The following is a 24,549-nucleotide window of genomic DNA, read 5'->3' as shown; positions in this document are numbered from 1 at the left end:
CAGAATCTTAGCGGTTGTAGAATTCGACGATTTGCTTCTCGTCGATATCTTGGGAAAGCTCGGAACGCTCTGGAAGACGGATATATTTCCCTTCCAATGCAGTTTCGTCGAACTCAAGGTAAGCAGGCAAATGTACGCGGTTAGCCAGTGCTTCTTTAACGGAAGTAAGGTTGCGGCTTCTTTCACGAAGACCGATTACATCGCCGATGCTTACGGAGTAAGAGGCGATATCAACTTTCTTGCCGTTTACAGTTACATGACCGTGAGCAACGAGCTGACGGGCACCTGCACGGGAATTGCTGAAGCCAAGACGATACACGAGGTTGTCCAAACGGCTTTCAAGCAGGAACATGAAGTTCTCACCCGCGATCCCTTTCATGCTGGTTGCTTTATCGAACAGGGTGCGGAATTGCTTCTCGCCCAAGCCGTACATGTGGCGCAGCTTTTGCTTTTCTTGAAGCTGCATGCCGTAGTTGCTGACTTTTCTCCGTTGGTTAGGACCATGTTGTCCAGGAGGGAAAGGGCGTTTTGCTAATTCTTTACCTGTACCGCTCAGGGAGATTCCCAGACGGCGGCTTAATTTAAATTTAGGACCGGTGTAACGTGCCATTGTTATATAGACTCCTTTTTTAAATAAATTTCATTAGGGCTCTATTTGCGCCGTATTTGTTTGCTCTAACCAGTTAAGCCCGGAAGATCTGCCAGGAAAGTTCAGCCGCTGTCCCGACAGTAACAAATAACGTGAGGGTGACACAACGTTTCCGCCCAAATTCATCGAATGCATTGCATTCTTACTCAACAATAAATATTATATGAAGTAATGACTTAAAGTCAAGCTTAACCTATCGAAAAGGTTGAATGGAGTTTGTCTAATTTTGTCGATAGGACCATGGACCTAAAAATATTGCGATGAATGCAGAAAAGTTAATGCAAAAATGGGTAGAAAAGAGTAATATAAGATTGGATTATGTAGTCGTTTATATCTAGATGTCTTTCAGCAAGAATGGAATCCTTACATATATTAAATACAATTTATGGACGCCAATGTCTTAGACAGGCCTTTATAATGGTACAAAGGAGCGCCCAATATGTCAGAGGAACAACCGAAAGTGTACGAAAGACCGCCCGGTTATGCGGACATGTTCAATGATGCCGGGCGTAACGCTGGAAGCAAGTCCGGTCTGTCCCTTCAGGGATTGGATATAACCGCTTATGATTATCCCTATCTTCAAACGCTAATCGAAAAGAGCTATTCGGAGTGGCAGAAGGAGAACGCAGGTGCAGAAGCATTAAAGAAGTTCAGGTGGGCCGTTCTGTCTCATCAAGGGGCATGGCTGTCAGGAGATTCTGAGCTTAGGGAATATTTTGCTGCCGGAGAAGACGGAGCCGTGCACCGGTCATTGAGCGACAAGATGCCCGCATCCGGAATGAATCCCGGCCTGTACGAAGGCAGTGTCGTATGCTCGGTGCCGCTGTTTACACGAAGCGAGGGCGACTTGTTCGCTGTGATGGTCAGCGTGTCGCCCGGCTCTGCGGGGGAAGAGCTGGCGCTGATGGTGACGGAGTCCCAGGCGCTTCTGTTTCGGACATGCTTCTACCGGAAATTCGAATCCATGTTTGTTAATGATCTTGTGCGGGTTCATGACCATGCCAAGCTTGAAGCTTACCGTCGTTCGGTGCTGTTTCAGTACGTGAAGCGCATGCATGTCCAGATCGATGTTCACAGCGTGTTAAGCGAGGCGATCGAAAGCGTGCTTGCGTTGTATCCGGAAGCGAAAGTGGAGCTGTTCATGTCCCAGGACCATGAGAGCAGCCATCCGCTCGTCCGACCCCTGCTTCTTCAGCATTGGCAGGAGGATGTATATGTCCGGACCTTTATGGAGGGCACCCTAACGATCCGCGAGCATCCCGAGCCGCAGAACACCGTCGAGATCGGAATACCGATGGGCGGCAAGCAGGGGGTTTACGGGGTTCTGCATATCGAGGTGGACAAGCCGGTGCTGCCGGATATGGACCTTGAGCTGCTGGGGATGATGGCCGACGCTGCGGGGACCGCGTTTGAGAATGCTAAGCTGTATGAGCAGTCCAACCTGATGATCCATGAGCTGCGGATGATCAATGAGCTGACGCAGAGGCTGAACAAAAGCCTGCATTTGGCGGAGATATTCCAATTCGCGAACCATGAGCTGCTTAAGATCCTTGAGGCGGACTATTGCTGCATTCTAATATACAATGCGGAGCTCGGCGGCCTTGAAGTGGTGTCCTGCAATGCGGAATGGCTGGCGAAGGAAGTCTTCGAGAAGGATTATGGCCTCGGCGGCCTCGTATATCATTCGAAGGAGCCGCTGATTCTATCGGATTACAATGAAGAGCGGCCGGCCGAATCGAAGCTGATGGAGACCACGAACTCGAGCTCGATGATTGCGACGCCGCTAACGGTGAACGGCGAGGTTCGGGGCGTCGTGCTGCTGACCCATGCCAAACGGCATTATTTTTCCTATGACAGCTACCGCCTGCTTCAGGCGCTGACCAGCCACATCGGCCTGGCGATCGGGAATGCCTTCCTGCACGCCGAGGTCCGCAGAATGGCGAACCGGGACATGCTGACTGAGCTGTATGCAAGGCATTATCTCGACGAAGTGATCTATGAATGCCAGAACCGTGATTTTTGCGGAGCCCTCATCGTTATTGATATCGACCAGTTCAAACAGGTGAATGATACATTCGGCCACCAGCGGGGCGACAAAATATTGAAGCAGGTCAGCAACATCGTCAAGAGCACGATCCGTCACAGCGACATTCCGGCCCGTTGGGGCGGAGAGGAGCTGGCGGTATATCTGCCCGGCATCGAAATTCAACAAGCCGTGCAGGTGGCGGAGCGGATACGCACCAGGGTTGCCGAGGAAACGGATCCGAGAGTGACGGTGTCCTGCGGAATTTCGGAATGGAACTGGACGAACAACAAGATCAGCGTGGAATCATTGTTTTATAGAGCGGATATGGCTTTGTATGAAGCCAAGAAGAACGGCAGGAATCGCATTGTTGTCGAGAAAGCCGAAACGGTATGAACGAGGCTGTCCCGTAAGAGGGGATAGCCTCGTTTTATTATCCTCCTGACATTCAGGAAGTTCAGGCCCAGACCAACGGTCCCGAAAGCTCTTTTAACAACCCGGCCGCTAATGGGTATACCGGTCTGTTAATAAGATGCAAGGCTGCGCTTTTGATTCACGGCTGCATAATGTCGTGCCCTGCAAGATAGCCTAAGAGCATGACAAATGAAAGGCTGATGATCATGTGGAAAAAACTGCGGGTCGTGCGGGGCATGCTCTGTACCGCCCTGTTGCTGTTAAGCCTGCCTGCCTGCGCATGGCAGGATAGTCTAAGTCCGGAGGATTCTTTCAAACGGGCATTGGCTGGGTTATCCGGGGTTGATAATTTCGCTTTTAAAGGGGAGGCTGCGATCCGGACGGAGGAGAGCGGCTTGTTCCAGCAGACGCTTGCTTTCGAAGGCAAGCTGCAGAACCATACGAATTTAACGTTGTCCTCGAGAACACCGGGGCGTACGATACAGGATAAGACTTCGAAAGGGAGTCTACAGCAGGCGACAGGCGATTCGGTTTATTCGACGGATGGAATGACCGTCTCACTGAAGCGCAAGGAGGGCAAATGGAATGCGCTTACCTCCGGGCAGGCGGAGGAGTTGTGGATGACCCGGCTCAATCCGCTGGAGCAGCTTGAATATATTGGAGAATCTGATAAGAAACTATCTGCGGAGCTGGGCGCGGCCAGGGGGACGAAGGTGCTCCGGATTGAGCTGTCGCCGGAGGCCGCGGCCAATATGACGAAGCGATCGCTTCAAGGACAGATGAAACTGCTTCTCGAGCGAATGCAGCGGAAGGGTGACCCGCTGTACAGTGAGGATCCCAAAGTCCGGGCCCGGCTGAAAGCCGTATGGGAGCGGGACCATGAGGAATTGACCCGAATGCTTGATCAAGCGGAGGCTGCCTCTATCTGTCATCTGACGATCGATAAGCGGTCACAGCTGCCGATCCGCATGACGATGGAGAGGTCGGTGTCCTATGTGGACCGGTCCGGCAAGGCGAGAACCGAGGCGCTCTTATCCGACGTTACATTTATTGGCTATTGATATGCGGGAAGAGCAGCAATTCTGCATCCTATAGCTGACGGAGGGCGGCAGTGCGTGCTACAATGAGGTATAAATTTACCGCTGTTCAATTTTTGGCAGCGGTCTCAACATAAGGAGGACTAGACATATGCGTGACCCCAGAATTCAGAAGCTGGCTCATAACCTCGTGACCTACTCGGTCGACATGCAGCCGGGTGAAAATGTGCTGATCGAAATGATCGGCTCGGAACGGGATTTGCTGAATGCAATCATCGAAGAGGTATCCAAGCATGGTGGACGTCCGTTCGTGCAATTGACCGACCGTACCGTTCAGCGCGCCATGCTGAAACATGCAAGCAAGGAGCAGCTTGAGCTGTGGGCGGAGTTCGATGTCGCCCGTATGAAGAAGATGGACTGCTACATCGGGATTCGGGCAGGCGAGAACGTGAACGATTTGGCCGATGTGCCTGAAGAGAATATGAAGCTCTATAACGCACTATATTCACATCCGGTACATAGCGAAGAGCGCGTCAAGCACACGAAGTGGGTGGTGCTCCGATATCCGAACGCCAGCATGGCGCAGCTAGCCAACACCAGCACCGAGGCGTTTGAGGACTTCTATTTCGACGTCTGCAACCTGGATTATTCCAAAATGGACCGCGCCCAGGACCCGCTTGCAGAGCTGATGAGAAAGACCGATAAGGTCCGCATCGTTGGTCCGGGCACGGATCTTACCTTCTCCATCAAAAATATCGGTGCCGAAAAGTGCTCCGGCCAGAAGAACATTCCGGACGGAGAAGTATATACCGCGCCCGTACGGGATTCGGTAAACGGGACGATCGCATACAATACTCCGACGTTGTATAACGGCGTCACCTTTGAAAACATCAAATTCCGTTTCGAAAACGGTAAAATCGTAGAGGCGACGGGCAGCGACACGAAGCGCCTGAACGAGATTCTGGATTCGGATGAAGGGGCGAGATACATCGGAGAATTCGCCATCGGCTTCAATCCGTATATTTTAACGCCGATGAAGGATATTCTGTTCGACGAGAAAATCGCCGGCAGCCTGCATTTTACGCCGGGGCAGGCATATGATGTAACAGACAACGGCAACCGTTCCTCCATTCACTGGGACCTTGTGCTGATTCAGCGTCCGGAGTACGGCGGCGGTGAAATCTATTTCGACGATCGGCTGATCCGCAAAGACGGATTGTTCGTCATTCCGGAGCTGGAGGCGCTAAATCCGGAAAATCTTAAATAGATTGGAAAATAGGTTGCATAAGAAAACGGATTCAATGTATCATGAAGGTGCAATGTGAGATATTTTTTCAGATCCTAAAAGTTACGGAGGGATTCGTATGTCCAATAACAACACAGCGATCGTAGAAATTTCGCAAACGGCCAGTAAGTTCTCGTCCTCCATCGTCTTGCAGGCGGAGAACAAGTACATCGATGTGAAGAGTATTTTGGGCCTGTTCACCACGCTGGTGAGCAACCAAAGCTACGAGCTGCATGTACACGGACCTGATGCTGACGAAGCTAAACAAGCAATGATCGACGTATTTAACAAGCATGGCTTGAATGTCTCCGTCGTGGCTGAATAACAGCCGAAGAACACCCTTCCACCGAATGGAAGGGTGTTTTTTCGTTAGCAGGGGGTCTATTTTTTTCAGGTCCTTGTATTGCTCCGCGATTTCGACTAATATTAAAGATAGTAACTGTGCTGTGATTTTGGACATAGGGGGGAAGATCATGACTTCATCTGATCTACAGGAACAGCTGAATCTTAAAGCGATCAGTCTTCTACATGAAGATGCAGATAAAATCCTAAAGCTTATTGAAGTACAGATGGAGAATCTGGCGACCCGTTATTGCCCTCTCTATGAGGAAGTGCTGGATACCCAAATGTACGGTTTTTCGAAAGAGGTCGATTTTGCGGTACGGGCCGGACTTCTTCCGGAAAGTACAGGGAAGCAGCTGATCAGCAAGCTCGAACGCAATCTGGCGCTCCTGTACGAAGCCATGAATCAATCCGAATAGCCTGTACTTGTACAGGCGCATACATAGAAGAGGCTGTCCGAATGGTCTATTGACCCGGACAGCCTCTTGGTATGTTATGGGACGTTAGTTAACGGCGGAGAATCCTGCGGCCAATCAAATGACGCGTCCCAAAGGCTATACTAGGAAGAAGGACACGCCAAGGATGATATAGACAGCTAATAGCAGCAAGCCCTCGTACCAGTTGGAGGCGCCGTCCTGGGTGATGGATCTGGCTATGAATACGGCAACGCCGATGGCCACAAGCTCGAGCGTCGTGAATACGAGATCCATGGTGTCGCCCATAAAGAAGCTGACGAACACAAGGACAGGGGCGACAAACAGGGCGATTTGCAGGCTGCTGCCGACCGCAATTTCCACGGCGGCGCTGATCTTGTTCTTCAGTGCCAGCATGATCGCTGCGCTGTGCTCAGCCGCGTTACCGATGATGGCTACCAGAAATGCACCGATAAACAGCTCGCTGAGACCGTATTCGTGGCTGATCGGCTCCAGCACGCCGACAAGCCATTCACTGACGAAGGCGACCATAACCGTTGCAATGATGAGATACAGAACGGAGCGTCCTTTCGACCAGGTCGGTTCTTGTTCATGTGCAAGCGCATCCTGATCGCTCTTATCTTCGCTGACATCCGCCAAGTACTCCTTATGCGTGATCATGGAGAAGCCGAGCCATGCTATGTAGGAGACGATCAGAATTCCTGCGACGATCAGGCTGAGCAGCTTCGTTTCGTCTTCCGTAATCGAATGGGTATTCAAGAAGACAGCGGGAACGAATAGTGCGATGATGGCCAGCGTCATAAGGGAGCCGTTCAGCCCTGCCAGCGTCATGTTGAATTTCTGGATTTTAAACTTGAGCCCTCCCGCAAACAGGCTCAGACCGAGTACAAGCAGCAAATTGCCGATGATCGAGCCGGTGATGCTCGCCTTAACCATGTCGTACAGGCCTTCACGAATCAGCAAGATCGCGATGATCAGCTCGGCGGCATTGCCGAAGGTGGCGTTCAGGAAGCCGCCAAGGCGCTGGCCGGCATAATGGGCGACGCTTTCGGTCGCTTTGCCCAGAAAGCCGGCGACAAAGATGACCGAAATGGAAGAAAGGATGAACTGGAGGGTAAAATTCCACCCTGCATAATGACCGATTGCGCTGAGCAGAAAGGTCACGATGAGAAGCGCCGGGCTCAACCATTTTTTCATAATGTACACCTGCCTTTTGTATTGTCATTCGAAGAAGCGATCGTACGAGCCGAAACGACGATTCTCGGGGTTCTTTTTACAATATACCCATTTTGTTTGAAAAATTATCCGGTGTTTGTGATGCGGGCATTTGCTTTTTGGGCCTGTTAGGATTTACAATAACGGATAATGAGGTGAAGGAGGATTTGGCATGACGGAACAACTTCAACTGGATAACGGTTTAATTCGGATATCGGATGATGTCGTATCGAAAATTGCCGGACTGGCAGCCTTGGAGACACCAGGAATTGCAGCGATGTCCGGCGGATTGTCGGAGGGCTGGGCCAAGCGGCTTAGCGGTAAAAATGTGCAGAAGGGTGTTACGGTAGAGGTAGGGCAGCTCGAGGCCGCAATCGATTTGCGCATCATTGTGCTCTATGAGACGCCTATACATGAAGTGTGCCGCATGCTTCAGCAGAATGTCCGCGAAGCGGTCGAGAGCATGACCGGCCTTCGTGTCGTTGAGGTCAACGTCAAGGTCGAAGGCGTGGCGTTCAAGGATGACGAAATCGACGATCTTCCGCAGCGCGCGAAATAAGTCGATACGCTTGGGAGGGGAAGCGGCTCTCCCTGCTAGCAATGAACACAATGGATTGTACATAAAAAAGACTACCGGGCTGTCCGGTAGTCTTTTTTAATGACGGATTTGACCTGTTCCTGCTTCGCCGGCCGGTTGCTGTCCCTTGAGATGCTGAGGACAATCCCCATGCTGAGCATCATGACGAGCAGGGATGAGCCGCCGTAACTGATAAACGGGAGGGTCACGCCGGTAATCGGAATCGTGTTGGTCACGCCGCCGATATTGATAAAGGCCTGAATGGCGATGAGGCCCATGATGCCCACGCCCGTCAGCGTCCCGAAAGGATCGGAGCATCGGAGCGAGACGATAATGCCTCGGATAATGAAATACAAGTAGAACAGTAAAAATAATGCCGTGCCGATAAAGCCGAATTCCTCGCCGATGACGGAGAAAATAAAGTCGTTGTAGGGGTTCGGCAAGTAATGCAGCTTCTGCACGCTTTCGCCGAAACCTGCTCCGGTGACACCGCCTTGGCCGATGGCAATCAGGGATTGAACCAGGTTGTAGCCCGTACTCGATTCATCCTTGAAGGGATCCAGAAACGCCTCGATCCGTCCGACCTTATAGTTCTTGGAGGCTTGCTCGGGAGTATCGTCCGAGTTAAAGAGCGAGCCGACGCCGAGCGTAAGCACCAAACCGAGCGCGACGAGCGAAATACAGCCGAGAATATGCTTGAGGTTGGCACCGCCCGCATAGATGAGCAGCCCGCAGGTCGCGACCAGAATGAAGCAGGAGCCGAGATCCGGCTGCAGCATGATGAGTCCTGCGACGATGCCCACGATGATCAGGACGGGGAAGAATCCGCCCTTCCATTGACGGATGCGTTCCCCTTTCTTCGTGATCAAGGCTGACAGATACACGATCGTAGCGATCTTGGCAAGCTCGGTAGGCTGAATGCCCAGGGATCCGAGCTGGAACCAGCTGACGGCGCCGTTGGTCGTCTTACCGAGCATTACGACCAAGATAAGCAGGATCAGTGTTAGAAAAAATACAGGAAGAAACAGCTTCTTGTATTTCTTGTAGTTGATGTTCATTGCCACGAACATGACAAAGGTACCCAGAACGGCAAAGGCGGCCTGACGCTTCGTGAAGTAAAGCGGATCGTTGTTGAATTTCTCATTGAAGACGGTCAAGCTGGAGCTGGAACTGAACACCATAATCAGTCCGAATCCCACCAGCAGCAAGGTCATGATGAGCAGCTGGAAATCAGGAGTGCCTCTCTTCGGCTGAGGTTTGGTCGTATTCATGGCGTAACCACTACGCTTCCAGCAGAGCTTTCAGCTCCTGAATCTTCTTGGTGGCCACATTCATAACCGGCTGAGGAGCCATGCTCTCATACTCCAGACCGTGAGGGAAGGTAGCCTTGCCCATGTAGACCGCTTCAATCTTAAGAATGGTGTCAGGCTTCTCCAGCTTGCCTTCCACGGCGCGGGTGTTGATGCGCAGGAAGTATTCTGCCTGGTTCTTTTTATCTTCGATTTTCAAATCGTATGTAGCGCGGTAGTATTCCCACTGCCAGCGAATGAACCCTACCTTTTCCGCACATTCGTCGAGGTAAGCCAAATCGCTGTGTAATCCGTCTAAGCCTGTATTTTCAAAAATCATGTGGTCATAAACCCCCTTAATATTCCTAGCAAAGTTCTTTAATATGATAGTATGTTTCAGGAACTTCTGCAAGCCTGTAGCGCCCGTCCGGCCTCAATTTGAGACCATGTATCCAGAAGATATTTTGGTGACGACAGGCATTCCTCTTTTCTGTTAGAATAAAACGAGGAGCAAATCGGTTTTGAAATGTACGCTTTCCATCCGCGCGGTTATATATTCATATGGTTTATATCATACAGCGAAAGGGGGAGGGCCAAATGAACCGGACCGTGTACAAGACGGAATATTATGCAGTCGAGGTGAACGAGCAGCACGAAATCGTTGTATTCGACCAGCTGCCGGAGTCAGCCTCGGTGGTAGCGATGCATGAAGGCTGCCTGCTGCTGGTTCGCCAGTATCGGGAAGCGGTGGACGAGATAACCTGGGAGCTTCCCGGAGGGACCGTCCGTCCCGGGGAAGAGGCTGCTGCGGCCGCCCGGCGCGAACTGGAGGAGGAAGCGGGCATACGATGCAAGGATCTTAGCTATATGGGCAGCGCTTACCCGATGGCTTCGCTTGCGAACCGGAAGGTGCATTATTATTTTACAGATGTGTTGGAGCCGGCAGGCGGTTTGGACCGCCGTCCGGACGATGACGATGTGGCCGCCGCATGGGTTCCGCTTCGGGACGTGTTCCGAAAGGTTCAGCAAGGCGGCGTAGACGCCATGGTCGGACATGGCCTGCTTCTGGGGAGCCTTAACGGTTATTTTTCGATCGAATGATCGTTCATAGTTCGGGGAGGATGATGAAGCTTGATGAAGGAAGCATTTTGGGAACAGTGGTTTCCGCGAATGGTAGAGTGGCGACGTCATTTACATATGAATCCGGAAGTATCGTTTCATGAGAAGGAAACCTCGAGATTTGTTGCGGACCGGCTGCGGGAGCTCGGCCTCGAGGTAAAGACCGATGTCGGCGGTCACGGCGTCATTGGCATTTTAAGAGGCGACAAGCCGGGAAAAACGATCGTGCTGCGGGCGGACATGGACGCCCTGCCGATCGAGGACGGCAAGAGCTGTGAATATAAATCCAGAGTTCCGGGGGTAATGCATGCCTGCGGGCATGACGGCCATACCTCCATGCTGCTTGGAGCGGCCGCTTACTACAGCACGTACCGGGAGGAGCTTCCGGGCGAAATCCGGTTCATGTTCCAGCCTGCGGAGGAGGTGTGCCCCGGCGGGGCGATCGAGATGATCAAGGACGGCGCCATCGAAGGCGCCGATGTGGTCTACGGGCTTCACCTGTGGACACCGCTCCCGGTCGGCACCGCAGCGAGTGCTCCGGGTCCGCTCATGGCCGCAGCCGATGAATTCTTCATCGATATTACCGGTCGCGGCGGTCACGGCGGGATGCCGCATGTAACAGCTGATGCGCTTGTAGCCGGGGCCGCGCTTGTCATGCAGCTGCAGACGATCGTGAGCCGAACGGTCGATCCGCTTCAGCCTGCGGTCGTCACGATCGGTACGATGCAGGCAGGCACAGCGCAGAATGTGATCGCATCGTCCTGCCGGATTACGGGAACGGTGCGCACGTTCGACGAGGCTACGCGGACGCTGATCCGTGAGCGGATCGAAATGATGGCCCGCACCGTATCCGAGACCTATGGCACGGAATCGTCGGTCCGTTATCTGATTGGCTATCCGGCCCTGGTGAATGATGAGCAGGAGACGGCCCGATTCTTCCGTACGGCGCCGAAGGTGTTCGGAGACGAGTTTGTGCAGCTGTCGCCGAAGCTGATGCCGGCCGAGGATTTTGCTTACTACCTACAAGAGCTTCCGGGCTGCTTCATGTTCGTGGGCGCAGGGAACCCGCAGAAGGAAGCGGTATACCCGCATCACCATCCGATGTTTGATTTCGATGAAGAGGCGATGCGGTACGGCGTTCGGCTGCTCGTGGAGATGGTATCAAGCTGCCGGGAGGAAGGCTAGAGAATCTGCCTTCTTTGACGGCAGGCGCATGAATGGACGTTTTTTGGCAATCCTATAGATTATAAGGGGAAGTTCAGATCCAATGTTTGTTTGGATGTGGACTTCCTTTTTTTAGGAGCCGGAAGACCCTTGCCGCAAATTCATGCAAAAGGAGGAGTAGACGATGAACCCAAAGCCATGCATCGTCCAAAGGGATCGGACCATTCTGCTTGAGACCGCACACCCCGAATTCGAGCAGGCCCGCCGGCAGCTGTCGCAGTATGCCGATCTGGTCAAAAGTCCTTCGTCGTTTCATACATATCGCATTACCCCCTTATCGCTCTGGAATGCCGCCGCCAGCGGAATGAGCGCCGAAACGATCTGCTCCAGCCTGCAGGGGCTGGCCAGATGGGAGGTTCCGGTACAGGTTCTGGCCGAAATTCGTCAGCTTGTCAGCCGTTACGGGCAGCTGTCGCTGCTGCCGCATCCGGACAAGGAGCAGCACCTGCTTCTGCGCAGTGACAGCGAGTCGCTGCTGAACGAGCTGCGGAGCCTGCGCACGCTGGCGGACATCGGGCTCGTCTTCCGTTCATCCAAGGAGGCGGAGGTCCCGGCGGACCGGCGGGGCTTATTGAAGCAGGAGCTGACGCGTCTCGGCTATCCTGTCCTGGACCATGCGGGGTATCAGGACGGGCAGTATTTGGACATCCGGTGGCGGGGAGAAACCGATCCGTTGGCCGCAACTCCAGGCAACGAAAGCCTGCCGGAAGCTTCCGATCCCCGGAAGGAGGAGAAGGTGCAAGGCTTTCGGCTTCGCGATTACCAGCGTGAGGCGGCCGCATCCATTCGGGATGCCGGGGGTTCAGGGGGCAGCGGCGTGATCGTGCTGCCTTGCGGGGCGGGGAAGACGGTGATCGGCATGGCGGCAATGCGCGAGCTGCAGTGCGAGACGCTGATCCTCACGTCCAATACAACCTCGGTCAGGCAGTGGGTCGATGAGCTGTTAAGGAAAACGACGCTGACCCCGGAGGACATCGGCGAATATTCCGGACATCGGAAAGAAGTCCGGCCGGTCACCGTCGCCACGTATCAGATATTGACGCATCGGCCGGGCAAGGGGGACGAGCAGCTCCATATGAAGCTGTTCAATGAGCGCCGCTGGGGGCTGATCATATACGATGAGGTTCATCTGCTGCCCGCCCCGGTATTTCGAGCTACCGCCGATATCCAGGCCACACGCCGTCTGGGTCTGACCGCGACGCTGATTCGGGAGGATGGACGGGAGCATGATGTATTTTCGCTGATCGGTCCGAAGCGGTATGAGATGCCGTGGAAGGAGCTCGAGGATCAGGGGTGGATCGCCGAGGTGGACTGCCTGGAGGTTAAGGTGCCGATGACTTCGCATCTGAAAGAGAAATACCTGGCTGCAGGAAAGAGAGAGCAGTATCGGCTCGCGGCCGAAAATCCGTCCAAGCTGTCAACCCTTATCCGGCTTGTCGAGCGCCATCCGGGGGCACAGATCCTCATCATCGGCCAGTACCTGGATCAGCTGAAAGCCATTGCCGATCGGCTGCAGGCGCCGCTCATTACCGGGCGGATGGCGCAGAACGAACGGCATGCCTGGTATGCCGCTTTTCGCAGCGGGGAGACCCGGCTGCTCGTCGTCTCCAAGGTTGCCAATTTTGCGGTGGATCTGCCGGATGCGTCGGTGGCTATCGAGGTTTCCGGCAGCTACGGCTCGCGTCAGGAAGAAGCCCAGCGTTTGGGGAGACTGCTGCGGCCCAAGCAAGGTGAGAATAAGGCGCATTTCTATACGCTCGTAACGGAGGACAGCCGTGAGGAGTTTTTTGCGCTGCGTCGCCGTATGTTCTTGATTGAGCAGGGCTACGAGTATCGGACGATGACCGTCATGGAGGGGGCGGTCCCCGCCCCTGTGCATGCGAAGCAGACTTCGGGTCGCAAAGAACCGAGACCGGCGGGCAGAAGGGAGGCGTCAAGCCCATGACGGCGATGGGGGATCATGAAAGGGGAGGAACGGCCAGCCTGGATCAGCTGCGTCCCCTGGAGCGCACAGTGCTTTCCTTCATTTGGCGCAGGTTCGCCGGGAGGCCATTTAGCGACGACCATTTGCGCACGCTGATCATTCCGCGTTTGAGCGGCGCGGAGGTGCAGCTTGGGGTGCTGCTCTTACGGAGGCGGGGATGGATTAAGGCGGCAAGCAAAGGATGGAACGAGTGGGAGTACTGCATTCCGTTTCATAAGCTCGGATTCCTTCAATCGTCGTTTGGCGGTTTGCAGGCAGTTCCGTCCGCGGGAGAACCTTCCAAGCTGCTGCAGGAAGGAAGAGCCGGCATATCGCTTGATGTATTCAATACGCTGGTATATGCGGAGAAAACCTCTTTGGCCGTTACTTCCCGTGGCGTGCTGCACAAAAAGCATATCCGGCGGCTGGAGGAGATCGCAGCCCTTTCTCCAAACGATTTGGATCCAGCAGTGCTCCGGTTCACTCAGCATGAAGCGTATCCGCCTCAAATAGCGCTTATTCTTGACCTGCTCCAGTCTCTCGGGCTTGCCGCCATCCAGCGGCACGGGCTGATCATTGATCGCCGGGCTCTTGGAGAATGGCTGGAGCTTTCGCGCGAAGCGATGGATAACAGGATCCTCTTCATTCTTATGGAGCGCTGCACTCCGGAGAATCCGGCCTACCAGCATTTCGTCTGGCGTCTGTGCGATCCGTCCTTGACTTGCGGGCGGTGGATCGATCCGGGCCTGCTGCTGTCGGACAGCCATGACGGCAGTCAGAAGGAAGATGGTGCCGGCACCATTAGCCGTTTACACGCCGGGGAAGCCTTCCCATGGCTTCGTTTGCTGGCAGGCTGCGGGTACATCGACCTCGGAGAGAATGATGACGGAAGGATCGTGTTTCGATGGCGCATGACGCCGCTCCCTGCGTTATTCGGAGGTTTCGCAAACAGCGAAGCAGGAAGCGGCCGGTTGTATATTCAGCCCGATTTCGATATCCTGATCCCGCCCGACGTTCCTTATACGCTTAGATTTCAGGCTGCGCTGTTTACGGAACGGTTATCGGATGACGTCATGTCCGTTTATCGGCTGACCCGCGACTCGGTCATGGAGGCCGCAAGGGCAGGCATCGGCCCGGAGCAGATCATCCAACTGCTCGAGAAAGGGGCGGCGGCCGGATTCCCTGACCATGTCCGGACCGCGATCGTCCAGTGGGGCATGGGAGCGGACGATTCGGAAAACCGCCCGGGCCACCGGCTTCAGCTGGGTAACGCGGACCTTGCCGATGGTGCCGATGGTGGGAGCAGTCGATATCCGCTGCCTTGGTCCCTTGATTCCGCAGCGGCTGTGATCACGGAGCGGGCTGGCAGCATTGGCGAAGCGGAGAACGAGCCTGACGAGGTGGATGAGCGGTTGCCGGATATTCGCTCTCTGCTCCCGGATTTGACGCGGATTCCTGCCATGTGGACGAAGGATTGGCGGGCTTACCACAGCTCGACGGCCAAGCAAATGATGGAGCAGGCGCTCGCTTTATCCGTAAAACTGGAAATTTCCATCAACGGCAGACGAATGGAATTCATTCCGCGCGAGCTGGGGCGAAACCCCTGGACAATAACAGGCGCCCTGTTTCCCCCTGGCGCTGACGGCCCGGAGTCGATCGTGCAGCTTAGCGAAGGACAATGGAGAGAAATGCGCTTGCTTATCCCTGGAAGCGTATGAATTCCCCCTTCTTAAGAGACGCACGTTATGCTATGATGGAAGAGTCCACGAATGCACAAGCAAGGGACGAATCTAATAGAGAAGCGGGATGAGTTCATGAGCGTATCGGAAATAAACACGATCGATATGGCCGAGGTGCTCACCTATGCCTACGAGATCGGCGATATGATTAATGCTTCCGTCGAAGTGGCGGATTACTTATATTGGAAGCAGGCGGTTGAGCGAGACCCGGCCATCCAGAGCCTGATCAAGAAGCTGGAAGCCAAGAAGGAGCTGTTCGAGGAGACGCAGCGGTTCGGTCACTTCCATCCGAACTACCATTCAGCGAAGGATGAGGTCAGCAAGGTGGAGGCGGAGCTGGAAGCCTTTGAGCCGGTCGCCCGGTTCAAACAGGCGGAGAAGAATCTGGATGATCTTCTGCACTCAATGTCCGAGCGAATTGCCTTCTCGGTTTCGAGCAGCATCAAGGTCCCTAGCAACGATCCTCTTCCGAAGAAGGGCTGCGGCAGCGGCGGCGCCTGCCAGTGCGGCTAAAGCGCTGCGAGCCGATAAGAGAATGAAAGCGAGGCGAGGACCTTAGGATGTTGGCGGAACGTACCGGTTTTATTATATGGGTCAGCGATGTCAAGGCAGCGAGGAATCTGGAGAAGTACGGCAGCGTGCATTATATTTCACGCCGGATGCATTACGTTGTGATGTACGTCAACGCGGACCGTGCCGAGGAAACGATGAAGAATATCCGGAGATTATCTTACGTACGTAAGATCGAGCGCTCTTACCGGAACGAGATAAAGACGGAATATAACAGCAAAGGTCCTGACAAGGCGAAGTTCTACGGTCCATAGACCGGAGACGAAGCTTGCAGGCGCAGTTTGAGGACAGAAACGACATAAGGCAACCACTGGTTGCAACAGCAGCGGATTAGCGGCCCTCCGGGGCCGTTTTTTTTATTGTCCGGCGGGGAAGACGATGATCCGACGTGAACCCGCGTTTTCATTTTTATAAAAATTATCGGCAAAAGCTAGAAATCAATTGGAATAAATCGGAATCTCCGGCGATAATATAGATACAACTAGAGGAATTACTAAATTTTCGGTAAATGTTCACAAGAAGCAAGGTTTCAATCTTGTGAATCCTAGTGGAATGATGTAATATGTTGGGTATATATACATAGATATAAAGACCCATTTGGTGGAGAGTGATATTCCATGCGCGACAAAGGGACTGAGCGTTGGAGCACATACGAGCCGTTTTATATTACATTGAATGATAAAAAAGTGGCCGACATCGTCGTTACCAATCATGCGAGAAGCCGGTATACGGATCGGGTAAAGGGCGACGACACGACCCATGAGGAAATCGGGGCCTGGATGTGGGAATGCCTGAAGCAGAACCGGATCGTGCCGTACTATCGCAATGAACAGGACGTTTATTTAATTGACGACGATTTGGTCGTGGTAGCGGAGTTTTCGGAGCTGGAGGATGAGCGTGATCTTATCGGCAACCCGCTGCATCGGATGATTATCGTGACTTTTTTGGGGCGCATGTCGGAGACGATTGAGCTTCGCGACCTGAAGTCATATTATTCGTGGCTGCGCCATTCGCGGCGCATGACCTTGATCAAGAACAGTCGTAAACGAAAATAATTTTAAAAAATAATAGATAGAAATCCACATTGGCATGCGAGCGATCTGCGCGGATGTCTTTTTTGTGCGTTTGCCGGCAATCGGCTACAATGGTGTTGAGCCAGGCAGCGAGAGGGGTAACGATCGTTATGAAATTTCATCAGCTACATATTTTTTATACGGTGGCGGAGCGGGGGAGCTTCTCGGCGGCCGCTCAGGCGCTCCACATGAGCCAGCCTGCGGTCACGATGCAGATCCAGGCTCTGGAGGAGCATTTCGGCACGAAACTGCTGAACCGCTCCACGAAGCGCATCGAACTAAGCGAGGCCGGTCGGATTCTGCTGCCCTATGCCCGGAAGATCCTCGAGCTCTCGCGGGAAACGGATGCGGCGATGGCGGCCTTTTCCAATATGCTGCTCGGAAGGCTCCAGCTCGGCGCAAGCCTGACCATCGGCGAATATGTGCTGCCGCGCCTCCTTGGACCGTTCGGGCGGGCGTATCCCGACATATCGATTATGCTGAAGGTGATGAACACATCGCAGATTCTCGAGGAGATCGCGGGCCATCAATTGAATTTCGGGCTGATCGAAGCGCCGGTGGAGCATCCGGATATGGTGCTTGAGCCGGTCATGGAGGACGAGCTGAAGCTGATTGTCCCATCGGGGCATCCGCTTGCGGAGAGACCGGATCCAATCGAGCTGAGTGAAGTGCTGACTTATCCGTTTGTGCTTCGAGAGAAAGGCTCCGGTACCCGGAAGGTGATGGAGGATGTGTTGATAGAGCGGGGAATTGACCCCGGGGCGATTCGGACCGTCATGGAGCTCGGCAGCACCGGCGCGGTCAAATCGGCCGTGGAGGAGGGGCTGGGGATCACTATGCTCTCCACCTCAACCGTCAAGCACGAAACCGCGCTTGGGCTGGTCAAGATGATTGATATCGCGGATGCATCGTTCAAACGCAATTTCTATGCGATTCAGCTGCGGTCCGCCCTGCTGCCGATGTCCGCGACAACCTTCCTGACTTATTTGAAAGAGCAGCGGCAGTAACCAGAGGCTTGTTGAGAGCGGCTGCAAGCTTTGTGGTTATGGTCAAACGCGAAAGGAGAATGGAAATGCCCATACGATTACCGGATGACGTAAAGGGAGGCTGTGATTTGCATACGCACACACAGGCTTCGGATGGAATGAATCGTCCCTCTGAAAATGTACAGCTCGCATTCGAGCGCGGCTTAAACGCGCTGGCCATTACGGATCATGACACGGTCGCCGGCGTTGAAGAAGCTCTCCTTGCCGGACAACGTCTCGGCATTGAGGTCGTGCCCGGCGTGGAAATCAGTACCATGGCCGGCGGCAAGGACATTCATATCCTGGGGTATTATGTGGATATCCATGACGAAGTCTTTCTCGGACGCCTGGCGGAGCTCCGGCGAACGAGGGAGCTGCGCAATGAGAAGATTTTAGCGAAGCTTAAGGAACTCGGGATCAGCATCACGATGGATGAAGTCATTCGAGGATTGGGGCGGGAGCTTGCTCCCGATGAGAGCATCGGCCGACCTCATATCGCCGATGCGCTAGTCCGCAAGGGACATGCCGGCAGCATGCGCGAGGCGTTTGACCGCTATCTTGCGCAAGGGGCGGCAGCCTATGTGCCTCAGGAGCGGATTCATCCGTCGGCGGCTTGCGATTGGATTCGCGATGCCGGAGGCGTGCCCGTGCTCGCCCACCCGGGCATTTATGAGGACGATGAACTGGTGGAAACGATCATTCGGGAGGCCGGGCCGAGGGGAATCGAGGTGTACCACTCCGACCACGGAGCGGACGATGAAACCCGCTACCTGGCCATGGCCCAGCAATACAGCCTCATCGTGACCGGCGGCTCGGACTATCATGGCGTGAGGCAGGGCGAGGTGTTTCACGGAGACATCGGTGCAAGGCGCGTAGCGGCCGAGGTGCTGGAGCAGCTGCGGAATTCGCAGGGATCCGTACAGTGAACGGACATGGATCAGACATATAAATAAAAACGGGTATCCCCGATTTTCGTTTTCATGGGGGATACCCGTTTTTTTATTGCGGCTTTAGCCAGTTGAGCTCGCGAAGCGTGCGAAACAAAAAACCACCCGCTATGCGGGTGGAGGGATCGAGGTTTGACCAACAAGACCATTCCGATAAAATTGAGATGTTCAGGCTCAATAATGAAAGGAATGGTCTTAGATGGCAAACAAGAGCTATAGTTTAGCTCACACGAAGTGGATGTGCAAGTACCACATTGTGTTCACCCCGAAGTATAGACGGAAAGAGATTTATAATCAAGTGAGGAAAGACTTAATCGAAATTTTCAAACGATTATGCAAATACAAGGGAGTGGAGATAATCGAAGGTCACATGATGCCCGATCATGTACATATGTTGGTAGCAATTCCCCCAAAAATCTCAGTATCATCATTTATGGGATACCTGAAGGGGAAAAGCTCACTCATGATATTCGAGAAGCATGCTACCTTGAAGTATAAATATGGTAATCGAAAATTTTGGGCGGAGGGATACTACGTCAGCACAGTGGGCTTGAATGAAGCCACCGTGGCAAAATATATCCGTGAGCAAGAAGCACACGACCAGGCAATTGATAAACTGAGTGTGAAAGAGTATGAAGACCCATTCAGCAAAAACAGTAGCAAGAAGAAGTAAACCAGTTTAACTGGTAAGTGAAAGTGACAAATTACACTGAGCCTGAACAATTTTATTGTCAGGCTAGCGTCTTTAGGCGCAGTTTGGCAACAAGGGGTTATACCCCAAGAGCAAACCACCCGTTTGACGGGTGGTTCTGATTGTCTTGGTTCTTATTTGTTCCAGGCAGCCCAGATAAGGACCGGCGCTATCGGTTGTTTTTCACGGTGCTCGGCAGTCCCTTGATCAGCTGTTCATCCGGCGTGACGAACAACGTCTTCTGATTGTCGTAGATCACATATCCCGGCTTCGCCCCGCTTGGCTTGCGGACATGCCGGATCAAGGTGTAGTCGACGGGCACGCTGCTGGACTCCTTGGCCTGGCTGTGGTAGGCCGCCAGCTGCGCCGCTTCCTGCAGCGTCGCCTCCCCGAATTCGCTGCTGCGGATCACGACGTGCGAGCCTGGAATATCCTTCGTGTGAAGCCAAGTATCATTAGGGGATGCAAGGCGGTTGGTCAGGTACTCGTTCTGCAGATTGTTCTTCCCGACGTACAGCTCGATGCCCTCCGATGATGTGTAGACATGAAGCGTAGGCTTGTCGTTCTTCTTCTTTTTCTTCGTCTTGCGGCTTCGGTCCCGGAGGTACCCTTGCTGGATCAATTCTTCCCGTATTTCGTCAATGTCGTTCAAGGTGGCATGGTCCAGCTGCTGAAGGAGATTGTCGAGATAGCCGATTTCCTCGCGGGTTTTGATCAGCTGCTCGTTAATGACGGCCAGGCTGTTTTTATATTTGTTATACTTTTTAAAATAGCGCTGGGCATTATCCGATGGCGTCAGGAGAGGGTCCAGCGGAATGGTGACGAGCGCCTGCTCTTCATCGTAATAGTTGACGAGCCGGACTTCCCGGTCCCCCTTCTGAATTTGGTGCAGCGAGGCGAACAGAAGCTCGCCGAAGATCCGGTAACGGTCCGCATCGCCGGCTTCCTCCAAATCCTCATGCAGTTTATCGAGCTTCTTGATATTCTTGGTCCGCTCGTTCTGCAGAAAACGCAGAAGATCGCTTACCTTCTGCTTCACGGCGTCGCGCTGGGCTTTATCGCCGTAATAATCCTCCATGCACTCGCTCACCGAGCCATAGGTCTTGGTCTCTTCCGCCAGATGGGTGAGCGGAATGACCGAGAACACTGACTTTCCCTTTGCATTAAGTCCGGATACGGGGCTGTACCGATGATGGCGCACCATATCCATCACCTCGTTGAATGCGCTCCACAGGCTGCCGCAATTTTTCTCGGACTCTCCGCCGGAGGCATCTTCCGCTCCGGCCCGGTGCGTGATCTCTTGGGCGGCGAGCGGGCTCAAACCGCTGAAGGTGCCCACAAGCCATGAAACTGCCGGCTCCTCGCTGAGCAGGCATGCCTCGCGGAAAGCCTCTTGTCCCGTTTCAAGTGGATTCTGCTTGAACTGCTCGGGCGGGCTCGTGTAGGCAAAGCCCGGCATGACAACTCTGTAGCTGCTGATCGCCGGCGTGACATGGTGAATGCCGTCCAGGATCGTGCCCGTGGCCGGATCGAGCAGAATGATGTTGCTGTGCCTGCCCATCAGCTCAACGATGATTTTTTTGGTGGATACATCGCCCAGCTCGTCGCGCTGCCGGACCTTGATCTCGATAATCCGCTCCATGCCGACCTGCGTTATGTCCTCAATGATGCCGCTCTCGCAGTGCTTCCGCATCACCATGCAGAACATGGGCGCTTCCGCCGGATTGACGAACGCTTCGCCGGTAAGATGCACCCGGGGATACGTCGGGTTCGCGGACAGCAGCAGCTTCGCATTGCCTTGCTGCGTGCGGATATGCAGGACGATGTCCCTCTCATTCGGTTGATATATTTTATTGATCCGCGCGCCCCGGCATGATTGAAGCTCATGCACGAGCGCACGTGTAACGATTCCGTCCAGTGCCATGAATACATTCTCCTTCTGTCTCTTACCCTTCCTATCGTACTTCTCTATGATGCCATATTTCCCGTAAAAACTTAATAGCCCCTTCTGTGATAATTCAGGTTTTGTCCGAATACATTTACGTAGCAGGGGTGGAAAAGCTGTCAATCCGCCGGAACTTGCGTAAAACAACCGGGAGGGAAAGGAAGCATGGAACAAAAGCAATGGCACCAGATGGATGTGGATGAATTGCAGCAGGTGCTGCATTTGCGTCCGGAGCAGGGCCTCACGGAAGAGGAAGCCGGGGAAAGACGGAAAACCAGCGGTTATAACGAGCTCTCCGAGGGGGCGAAAATTTCCCCGCTTGTTCTGTTTTTGAACCAATTCAAGGATTTCATGGTGCTCGTGCTCCTTGGGGCGACCCTGATCTCCGGATTGCTTGGGGAGTATCTGGATGCCGTAACCATCGTGGCGATTATACTGATAAACGGGATACTCGGTTTTGTCCAAGAGTTTAAAGCGGAGCGGTCGCTGCGGGCTCTGAAGCAGCTGTCCGCCCCGTCCTCCAAAGTGCTGCGGGACGGTAAAGTGGTGCATCTGGCGGCCAGGGAGCTGGTGCCTGGAGACGTGGTGCTGGTGGAGAGCGGCGACCGCATTCCGGCCGACGTCCGCTGGCTGGAGACGAGCAGCTGCAGCGTTGAGGAGTCGGCATTAACCGGGGAGTCGATGCCGGTGAACAAGCATGCCGAGCCGATCCCCGAGGCGGATGTGCCGCTTGGCGACCGCAAAAATATCGGCTTTATGGGCACGATGGTCACCCGCGGTTCCGCCAAGGGCGTTGTCATCCGGACTGGAATGGATACCGAAATGGGCAAGATCGCCGATCTGATCCAGAGCACCGAATCCCAGGAAACGCCGCTGCAGCATCGTTTGGAGCAGCTAGGGAAAATATTGATCGGCGTTTCGCTCGCGCTCACGGTTCTGGTCGTCGTGGCGGGCATCCTCCACGGGCAGCCGGCGGCAGGCATGTTCCTGGCAGGTGTCAGCCTTGCGGTTGCAGCCATTCCGGAGGGGCTTCCGGCCATCGTAACGATCGCCCTGGCGCTCGGCGTCCAGCGGATGATCAAGCGCAAGGCCATTGTGCGGAAGCTGCCTTCGGTCGAGACGCTTGGCTGCGCCTCCGTCATCTGCTCCGACAAGACAGGCACGCTGACCCAGAATAAAATGACCGTCACCCGGATCTGGCTTGGGGGCCGCATCTTGGAGGTGACCGGACAAGGGTATGATCCGACTGGACAAATCCTCCATAAGGGCAAGCCGGTCGAGCTGCGGTCCGATCAAGCGCTGCGCCGGCTCCTGCAGATCGGGGGACTGTGCAACAACGCCGAAATCGTCGAGACTATACAGCAAGATACGCGTAACAAGCGCAAAGGCAAAGAGGAGCCTGCGGCCCCTTCCGCTTGGGAATTGAAAGGGGACCCGACCGAAGGCGCCCTGCTGACCCTGTCGTCCAAGATGGGTTTGACCAAAGCAAGCTTGGCATCCGTGTACCAGCGGGATAAGGAATTTCCGTTCGATTCGGAACGGAAGCTGATGTCCGTCATCGTCAGCCATCAGGGGGGACGCCTGCTCTGCACGAAGGGCGCGCCGGATGTGCTGCTTGAAGCCTGCACGTATATTTTATGGGACGGAAACGTCGTGCCGCTGACACCCACGCTGCGCCAGAAGGTGCTGGCCGCGAACGAAGGCATGGCTTCCGAAGCGCTCCGGGTGCTCGGCCTTGCATACCGCGATCTCCGGCCTTACGACAAGCCGGAAACGGACAAGGAGGCGGAGGGCCAGCTGATCTTCGTCGGATTGGCAGGGATGATCGATCCGCCTCGACGCGAGGTGCGCGACGCGATTGCAACCTGCCGCCGGGCGGGCATCAAGACCGTGATGATTACCGGCGACCACAGGACCACCGCCGAAGCGATTGCCGGCCAGCTTGGCATCATGCCGAGGAACGGCTTGTCCTTGACCGGGCAGGAGCTGTCTCGGATGGATGACAAGGAGCTGGACGCCAAAGTGGACCAGACCTTCGTCTACGCCCGCGTATCCCCGGAGCATAAGCTCCGAATCGTCAAATCGCTGCAGCGCAAGGGCCATGTGGTAGCGATGACCGGCGACGGGGTCAATGATGCGCCGGCCATCAAGGCGTCGGATATCGGCATCGCGATGGGCATCACTGGCACGGATGTGACCAAGGAAGCCTCATCGCTCGTGCTCAGCGACGACAACTTCTCGACCATCGTGTCGGCCATAGAGGAAGGCCGGAGCATCTATGAGAACATACGCAAGTTCATTCGCTATTTGCTGGCATCGAATGTCGGGGAAATTCTGACGATGTTCTTCGCGATGATGCTTGGCCTGCCGCTTCCGCTCGTGCCGATTCAGATTCTATGGGTAAACCTCGTGACCGACGGGCTTCCAGCGATGGCGCTTGGCGTGGACCAGCCGGAGAAGGACCTGATGGAGCACAAGCCGAGAGGGGCCAAGGAGAACATTTTCGCCCGCCGGCTCGGCTGGAAAATTATCAGCCGCGGCGTTTTGATCGGCCTTTGTACGCTTGGAGCCTTCTGGATTACGCTGTCCGGCTCGCCAGACGATTTGGTGAAAGCCCAATCGGTCGCTTTTGCCACGCTTGTGATGGCGCAGCTGATCCACGTGTTCGACTGCCGCAGCTCACGCTCCATTTTCCACCGTAATCCGCTGCAAAACAAAGCGCTGGTGCTGGCTGTGCTCTCTTCGATCCTTCTGATGCTGGGGGTTATGTACATCGAGGTATTCCAGCCGATCTTCAAGACGGTTCCGCTCGGACTGAAGGAATGGGCGCTGGTGCTTGTCGCCGCCGGAATCCCGACCTTCCTGATGGGAGCCGGCAGCGTATGGGGTGGACGAAGAAACCGCAACCGGAGCCGCCGCAGCATGATGCCGAAGAGTGCAAATATTTCGGCATAAAGTCAATGGGTGAGCCCATCCGATCTAGTATAT

Annotated in this window: 22 protein-coding genes; 17 read left to right on the top strand and 5 right to left on the bottom strand. The window is 54.4% G+C overall.

Annotation, left to right across the window (positions count from 1 at the left end):
- Positions 1-7: 7 nt before the first annotated feature.
- Positions 8-610, bottom strand: a complete 603-nt coding sequence (gene rpsD, locus NSQ46_RS20385; protein WP_007129623.1) for a 30S ribosomal protein S4 — start codon at positions 608-610, stop codon at positions 8-10.
- Between the two features lie 478 nt (positions 611-1,088).
- On the opposite strand from rpsD, the gene NSQ46_RS20380 reads away from it, so the two are divergent.
- From NSQ46_RS20380 to NSQ46_RS20360, 5 genes are all read left to right on the top strand, one after another.
- Complete coding sequence (locus NSQ46_RS20380) at positions 1,089-3,068, top strand: diguanylate cyclase (RefSeq protein ID WP_007129624.1); 1,980 nt, start codon at positions 1,089-1,091, stop codon at positions 3,066-3,068.
- 224 nt (positions 3,069-3,292) lie between these two features.
- Entirely contained in the window at positions 3,293-4,147 is an 855-nt protein-coding gene (locus NSQ46_RS20375; protein ID WP_342574506.1) for a hypothetical protein, read from the top strand.
- Between the two features lie 127 nt (positions 4,148-4,274).
- The gene (locus tag NSQ46_RS20370) at positions 4,275-5,390 is read left to right on the top strand and encodes an aminopeptidase (RefSeq protein WP_007129626.1); all 1,116 of its coding nucleotides are present in this window, start codon (positions 4,275-4,277) and stop codon (positions 5,388-5,390) included.
- Positions 5,391-5,487: 97 nt separating this feature from the next.
- Entirely contained in the window at positions 5,488-5,733 is a 246-nt protein-coding gene (locus NSQ46_RS20365) for an HPr family phosphocarrier protein (protein WP_007129627.1), read from the top strand.
- 148 nt (positions 5,734-5,881) lie between these two features.
- Positions 5,882-6,169: a YlaN family protein gene (locus tag NSQ46_RS20360; protein ID WP_007129628.1), complete on the top strand. Its 288-nt coding sequence runs from the start codon at positions 5,882-5,884 to the stop codon at positions 6,167-6,169.
- A 135-nt stretch (positions 6,170-6,304) separates the two neighbouring features.
- Here the strand turns inward: NSQ46_RS20360 and cax are convergent, their stop codons facing one another.
- Entirely contained in the window at positions 6,305-7,381 is a 1,077-nt protein-coding gene (gene cax, locus NSQ46_RS20355; protein WP_007129629.1) for a calcium/proton exchanger, read from the bottom strand.
- A 190-nt stretch (positions 7,382-7,571) separates the two neighbouring features.
- Between cax and NSQ46_RS20350 the strand changes: the two genes are divergently transcribed.
- Positions 7,572-7,958, top strand: a complete 387-nt coding sequence (locus NSQ46_RS20350; protein WP_007129630.1) for an Asp23/Gls24 family envelope stress response protein — start codon at positions 7,572-7,574, stop codon at positions 7,956-7,958.
- A 71-nt stretch (positions 7,959-8,029) separates the two neighbouring features.
- Here the strand turns inward: NSQ46_RS20350 and ftsW are convergent, their stop codons facing one another.
- Both ftsW and NSQ46_RS20340 read right to left on the bottom strand, forming a co-directional pair.
- Positions 8,030-9,247: a putative lipid II flippase FtsW gene (gene ftsW, locus NSQ46_RS20345; protein WP_028405217.1), complete on the bottom strand. Its 1,218-nt coding sequence runs from the start codon at positions 9,245-9,247 to the stop codon at positions 8,030-8,032.
- A gap of 10 nt (positions 9,248-9,257) precedes the next feature.
- A complete protein-coding gene (locus tag NSQ46_RS20340; protein WP_007129632.1) occupies positions 9,258-9,605 on the bottom strand; it encodes a YugN family protein in 348 nt (115 codons plus the stop codon).
- A gap of 257 nt (positions 9,606-9,862) precedes the next feature.
- Here NSQ46_RS20340 and NSQ46_RS20335 point away from each other — a divergent pair, with 257 nt between their 5' ends.
- From NSQ46_RS20335 to tnpA, 10 genes are all read left to right on the top strand, one after another.
- Positions 9,863-10,366 carry an NUDIX domain-containing protein gene (locus NSQ46_RS20335; protein WP_342574504.1) on the top strand — a complete coding sequence of 168 codons (504 nt, stop codon included), beginning with the start codon at positions 9,863-9,865 and terminating at the stop codon, positions 10,364-10,366.
- A 33-nt stretch (positions 10,367-10,399) separates the two neighbouring features.
- Positions 10,400-11,569 carry a M20 family metallopeptidase gene (locus tag NSQ46_RS20330; protein WP_144866596.1) on the top strand — a complete coding sequence of 390 codons (1,170 nt, stop codon included), beginning with the start codon at positions 10,400-10,402 and terminating at the stop codon, positions 11,567-11,569.
- Positions 11,570-11,732: 163 nt separating this feature from the next.
- Positions 11,733-13,553, top strand: coding sequence for a DNA repair helicase XPB (locus tag NSQ46_RS20325; protein ID WP_342574503.1), 1,821 nt, complete (start codon positions 11,733-11,735; stop codon positions 13,551-13,553).
- Positions 13,550-15,289, top strand: coding sequence for a helicase-associated domain-containing protein (locus NSQ46_RS20320; protein WP_251536956.1), 1,740 nt, complete (start codon positions 13,550-13,552; stop codon positions 15,287-15,289). The genes NSQ46_RS20325 and NSQ46_RS20320 overlap by 4 nt, the downstream gene beginning before the upstream one ends.
- 96 nt (positions 15,290-15,385) lie before the next feature.
- Positions 15,386-15,823 carry a YlbF family regulator gene (locus NSQ46_RS20315; RefSeq protein WP_028405222.1) on the top strand — a complete coding sequence of 146 codons (438 nt, stop codon included), beginning with the start codon at positions 15,386-15,388 and terminating at the stop codon, positions 15,821-15,823.
- A 47-nt stretch (positions 15,824-15,870) separates the two neighbouring features.
- Positions 15,871-16,134: a YlbG family protein gene (locus tag NSQ46_RS20310; RefSeq protein WP_007129638.1), complete on the top strand. Its 264-nt coding sequence runs from the start codon at positions 15,871-15,873 to the stop codon at positions 16,132-16,134.
- A 363-nt stretch (positions 16,135-16,497) separates the two neighbouring features.
- Complete coding sequence (locus tag NSQ46_RS20305; RefSeq protein ID WP_007129639.1) at positions 16,498-16,935, top strand: hypothetical protein; 438 nt, start codon at positions 16,498-16,500, stop codon at positions 16,933-16,935.
- Positions 16,936-17,063: 128 nt separating this feature from the next.
- Positions 17,064-17,960 (top strand): selenium metabolism-associated LysR family transcriptional regulator, encoded by an 897-nt coding sequence (locus tag NSQ46_RS20300; RefSeq protein ID WP_342574502.1) that lies wholly within the window; start codon positions 17,064-17,066, stop codon positions 17,958-17,960.
- A 65-nt stretch (positions 17,961-18,025) separates the two neighbouring features.
- The gene (locus tag NSQ46_RS20295) at positions 18,026-18,904 is read left to right on the top strand and encodes a PHP domain-containing protein (protein ID WP_342574500.1); all 879 of its coding nucleotides are present in this window, start codon (positions 18,026-18,028) and stop codon (positions 18,902-18,904) included.
- Between the two features lie 220 nt (positions 18,905-19,124).
- The gene (gene tnpA / locus NSQ46_RS20290; RefSeq protein WP_213613863.1) at positions 19,125-19,598 is read left to right on the top strand and encodes an IS200/IS605 family transposase; all 474 of its coding nucleotides are present in this window, start codon (positions 19,125-19,127) and stop codon (positions 19,596-19,598) included.
- Between the two features lie 187 nt (positions 19,599-19,785).
- On the opposite strand, the gene NSQ46_RS20285 is transcribed toward tnpA, so the two are convergent.
- The gene (locus tag NSQ46_RS20285) at positions 19,786-21,540 is read right to left on the bottom strand and encodes an NFACT RNA binding domain-containing protein (RefSeq protein WP_342574499.1); all 1,755 of its coding nucleotides are present in this window, start codon (positions 21,538-21,540) and stop codon (positions 19,786-19,788) included.
- Between the two features lie 186 nt (positions 21,541-21,726).
- Between NSQ46_RS20285 and NSQ46_RS20280 the strand changes: the two genes are divergently transcribed.
- Positions 21,727-24,516 (top strand): calcium-translocating P-type ATPase, SERCA-type, encoded by a 2,790-nt coding sequence (locus tag NSQ46_RS20280; RefSeq protein WP_007129643.1) that lies wholly within the window; start codon positions 21,727-21,729, stop codon positions 24,514-24,516.
- Positions 24,517-24,549 lie beyond the last annotated feature (33 nt).

Source organism: Paenibacillus sp. FSL M8-0142, assembly GCF_038597315.1.
GTDB classification, from domain to species: domain Bacteria; phylum Bacillota; class Bacilli; order Paenibacillales; family Paenibacillaceae; genus Paenibacillus_AQ; species Paenibacillus_AQ lactis.
Note: the sequence above shows the minus strand (reverse complement) of the source record. Positions and strands in the feature narration are given on the sequence as shown.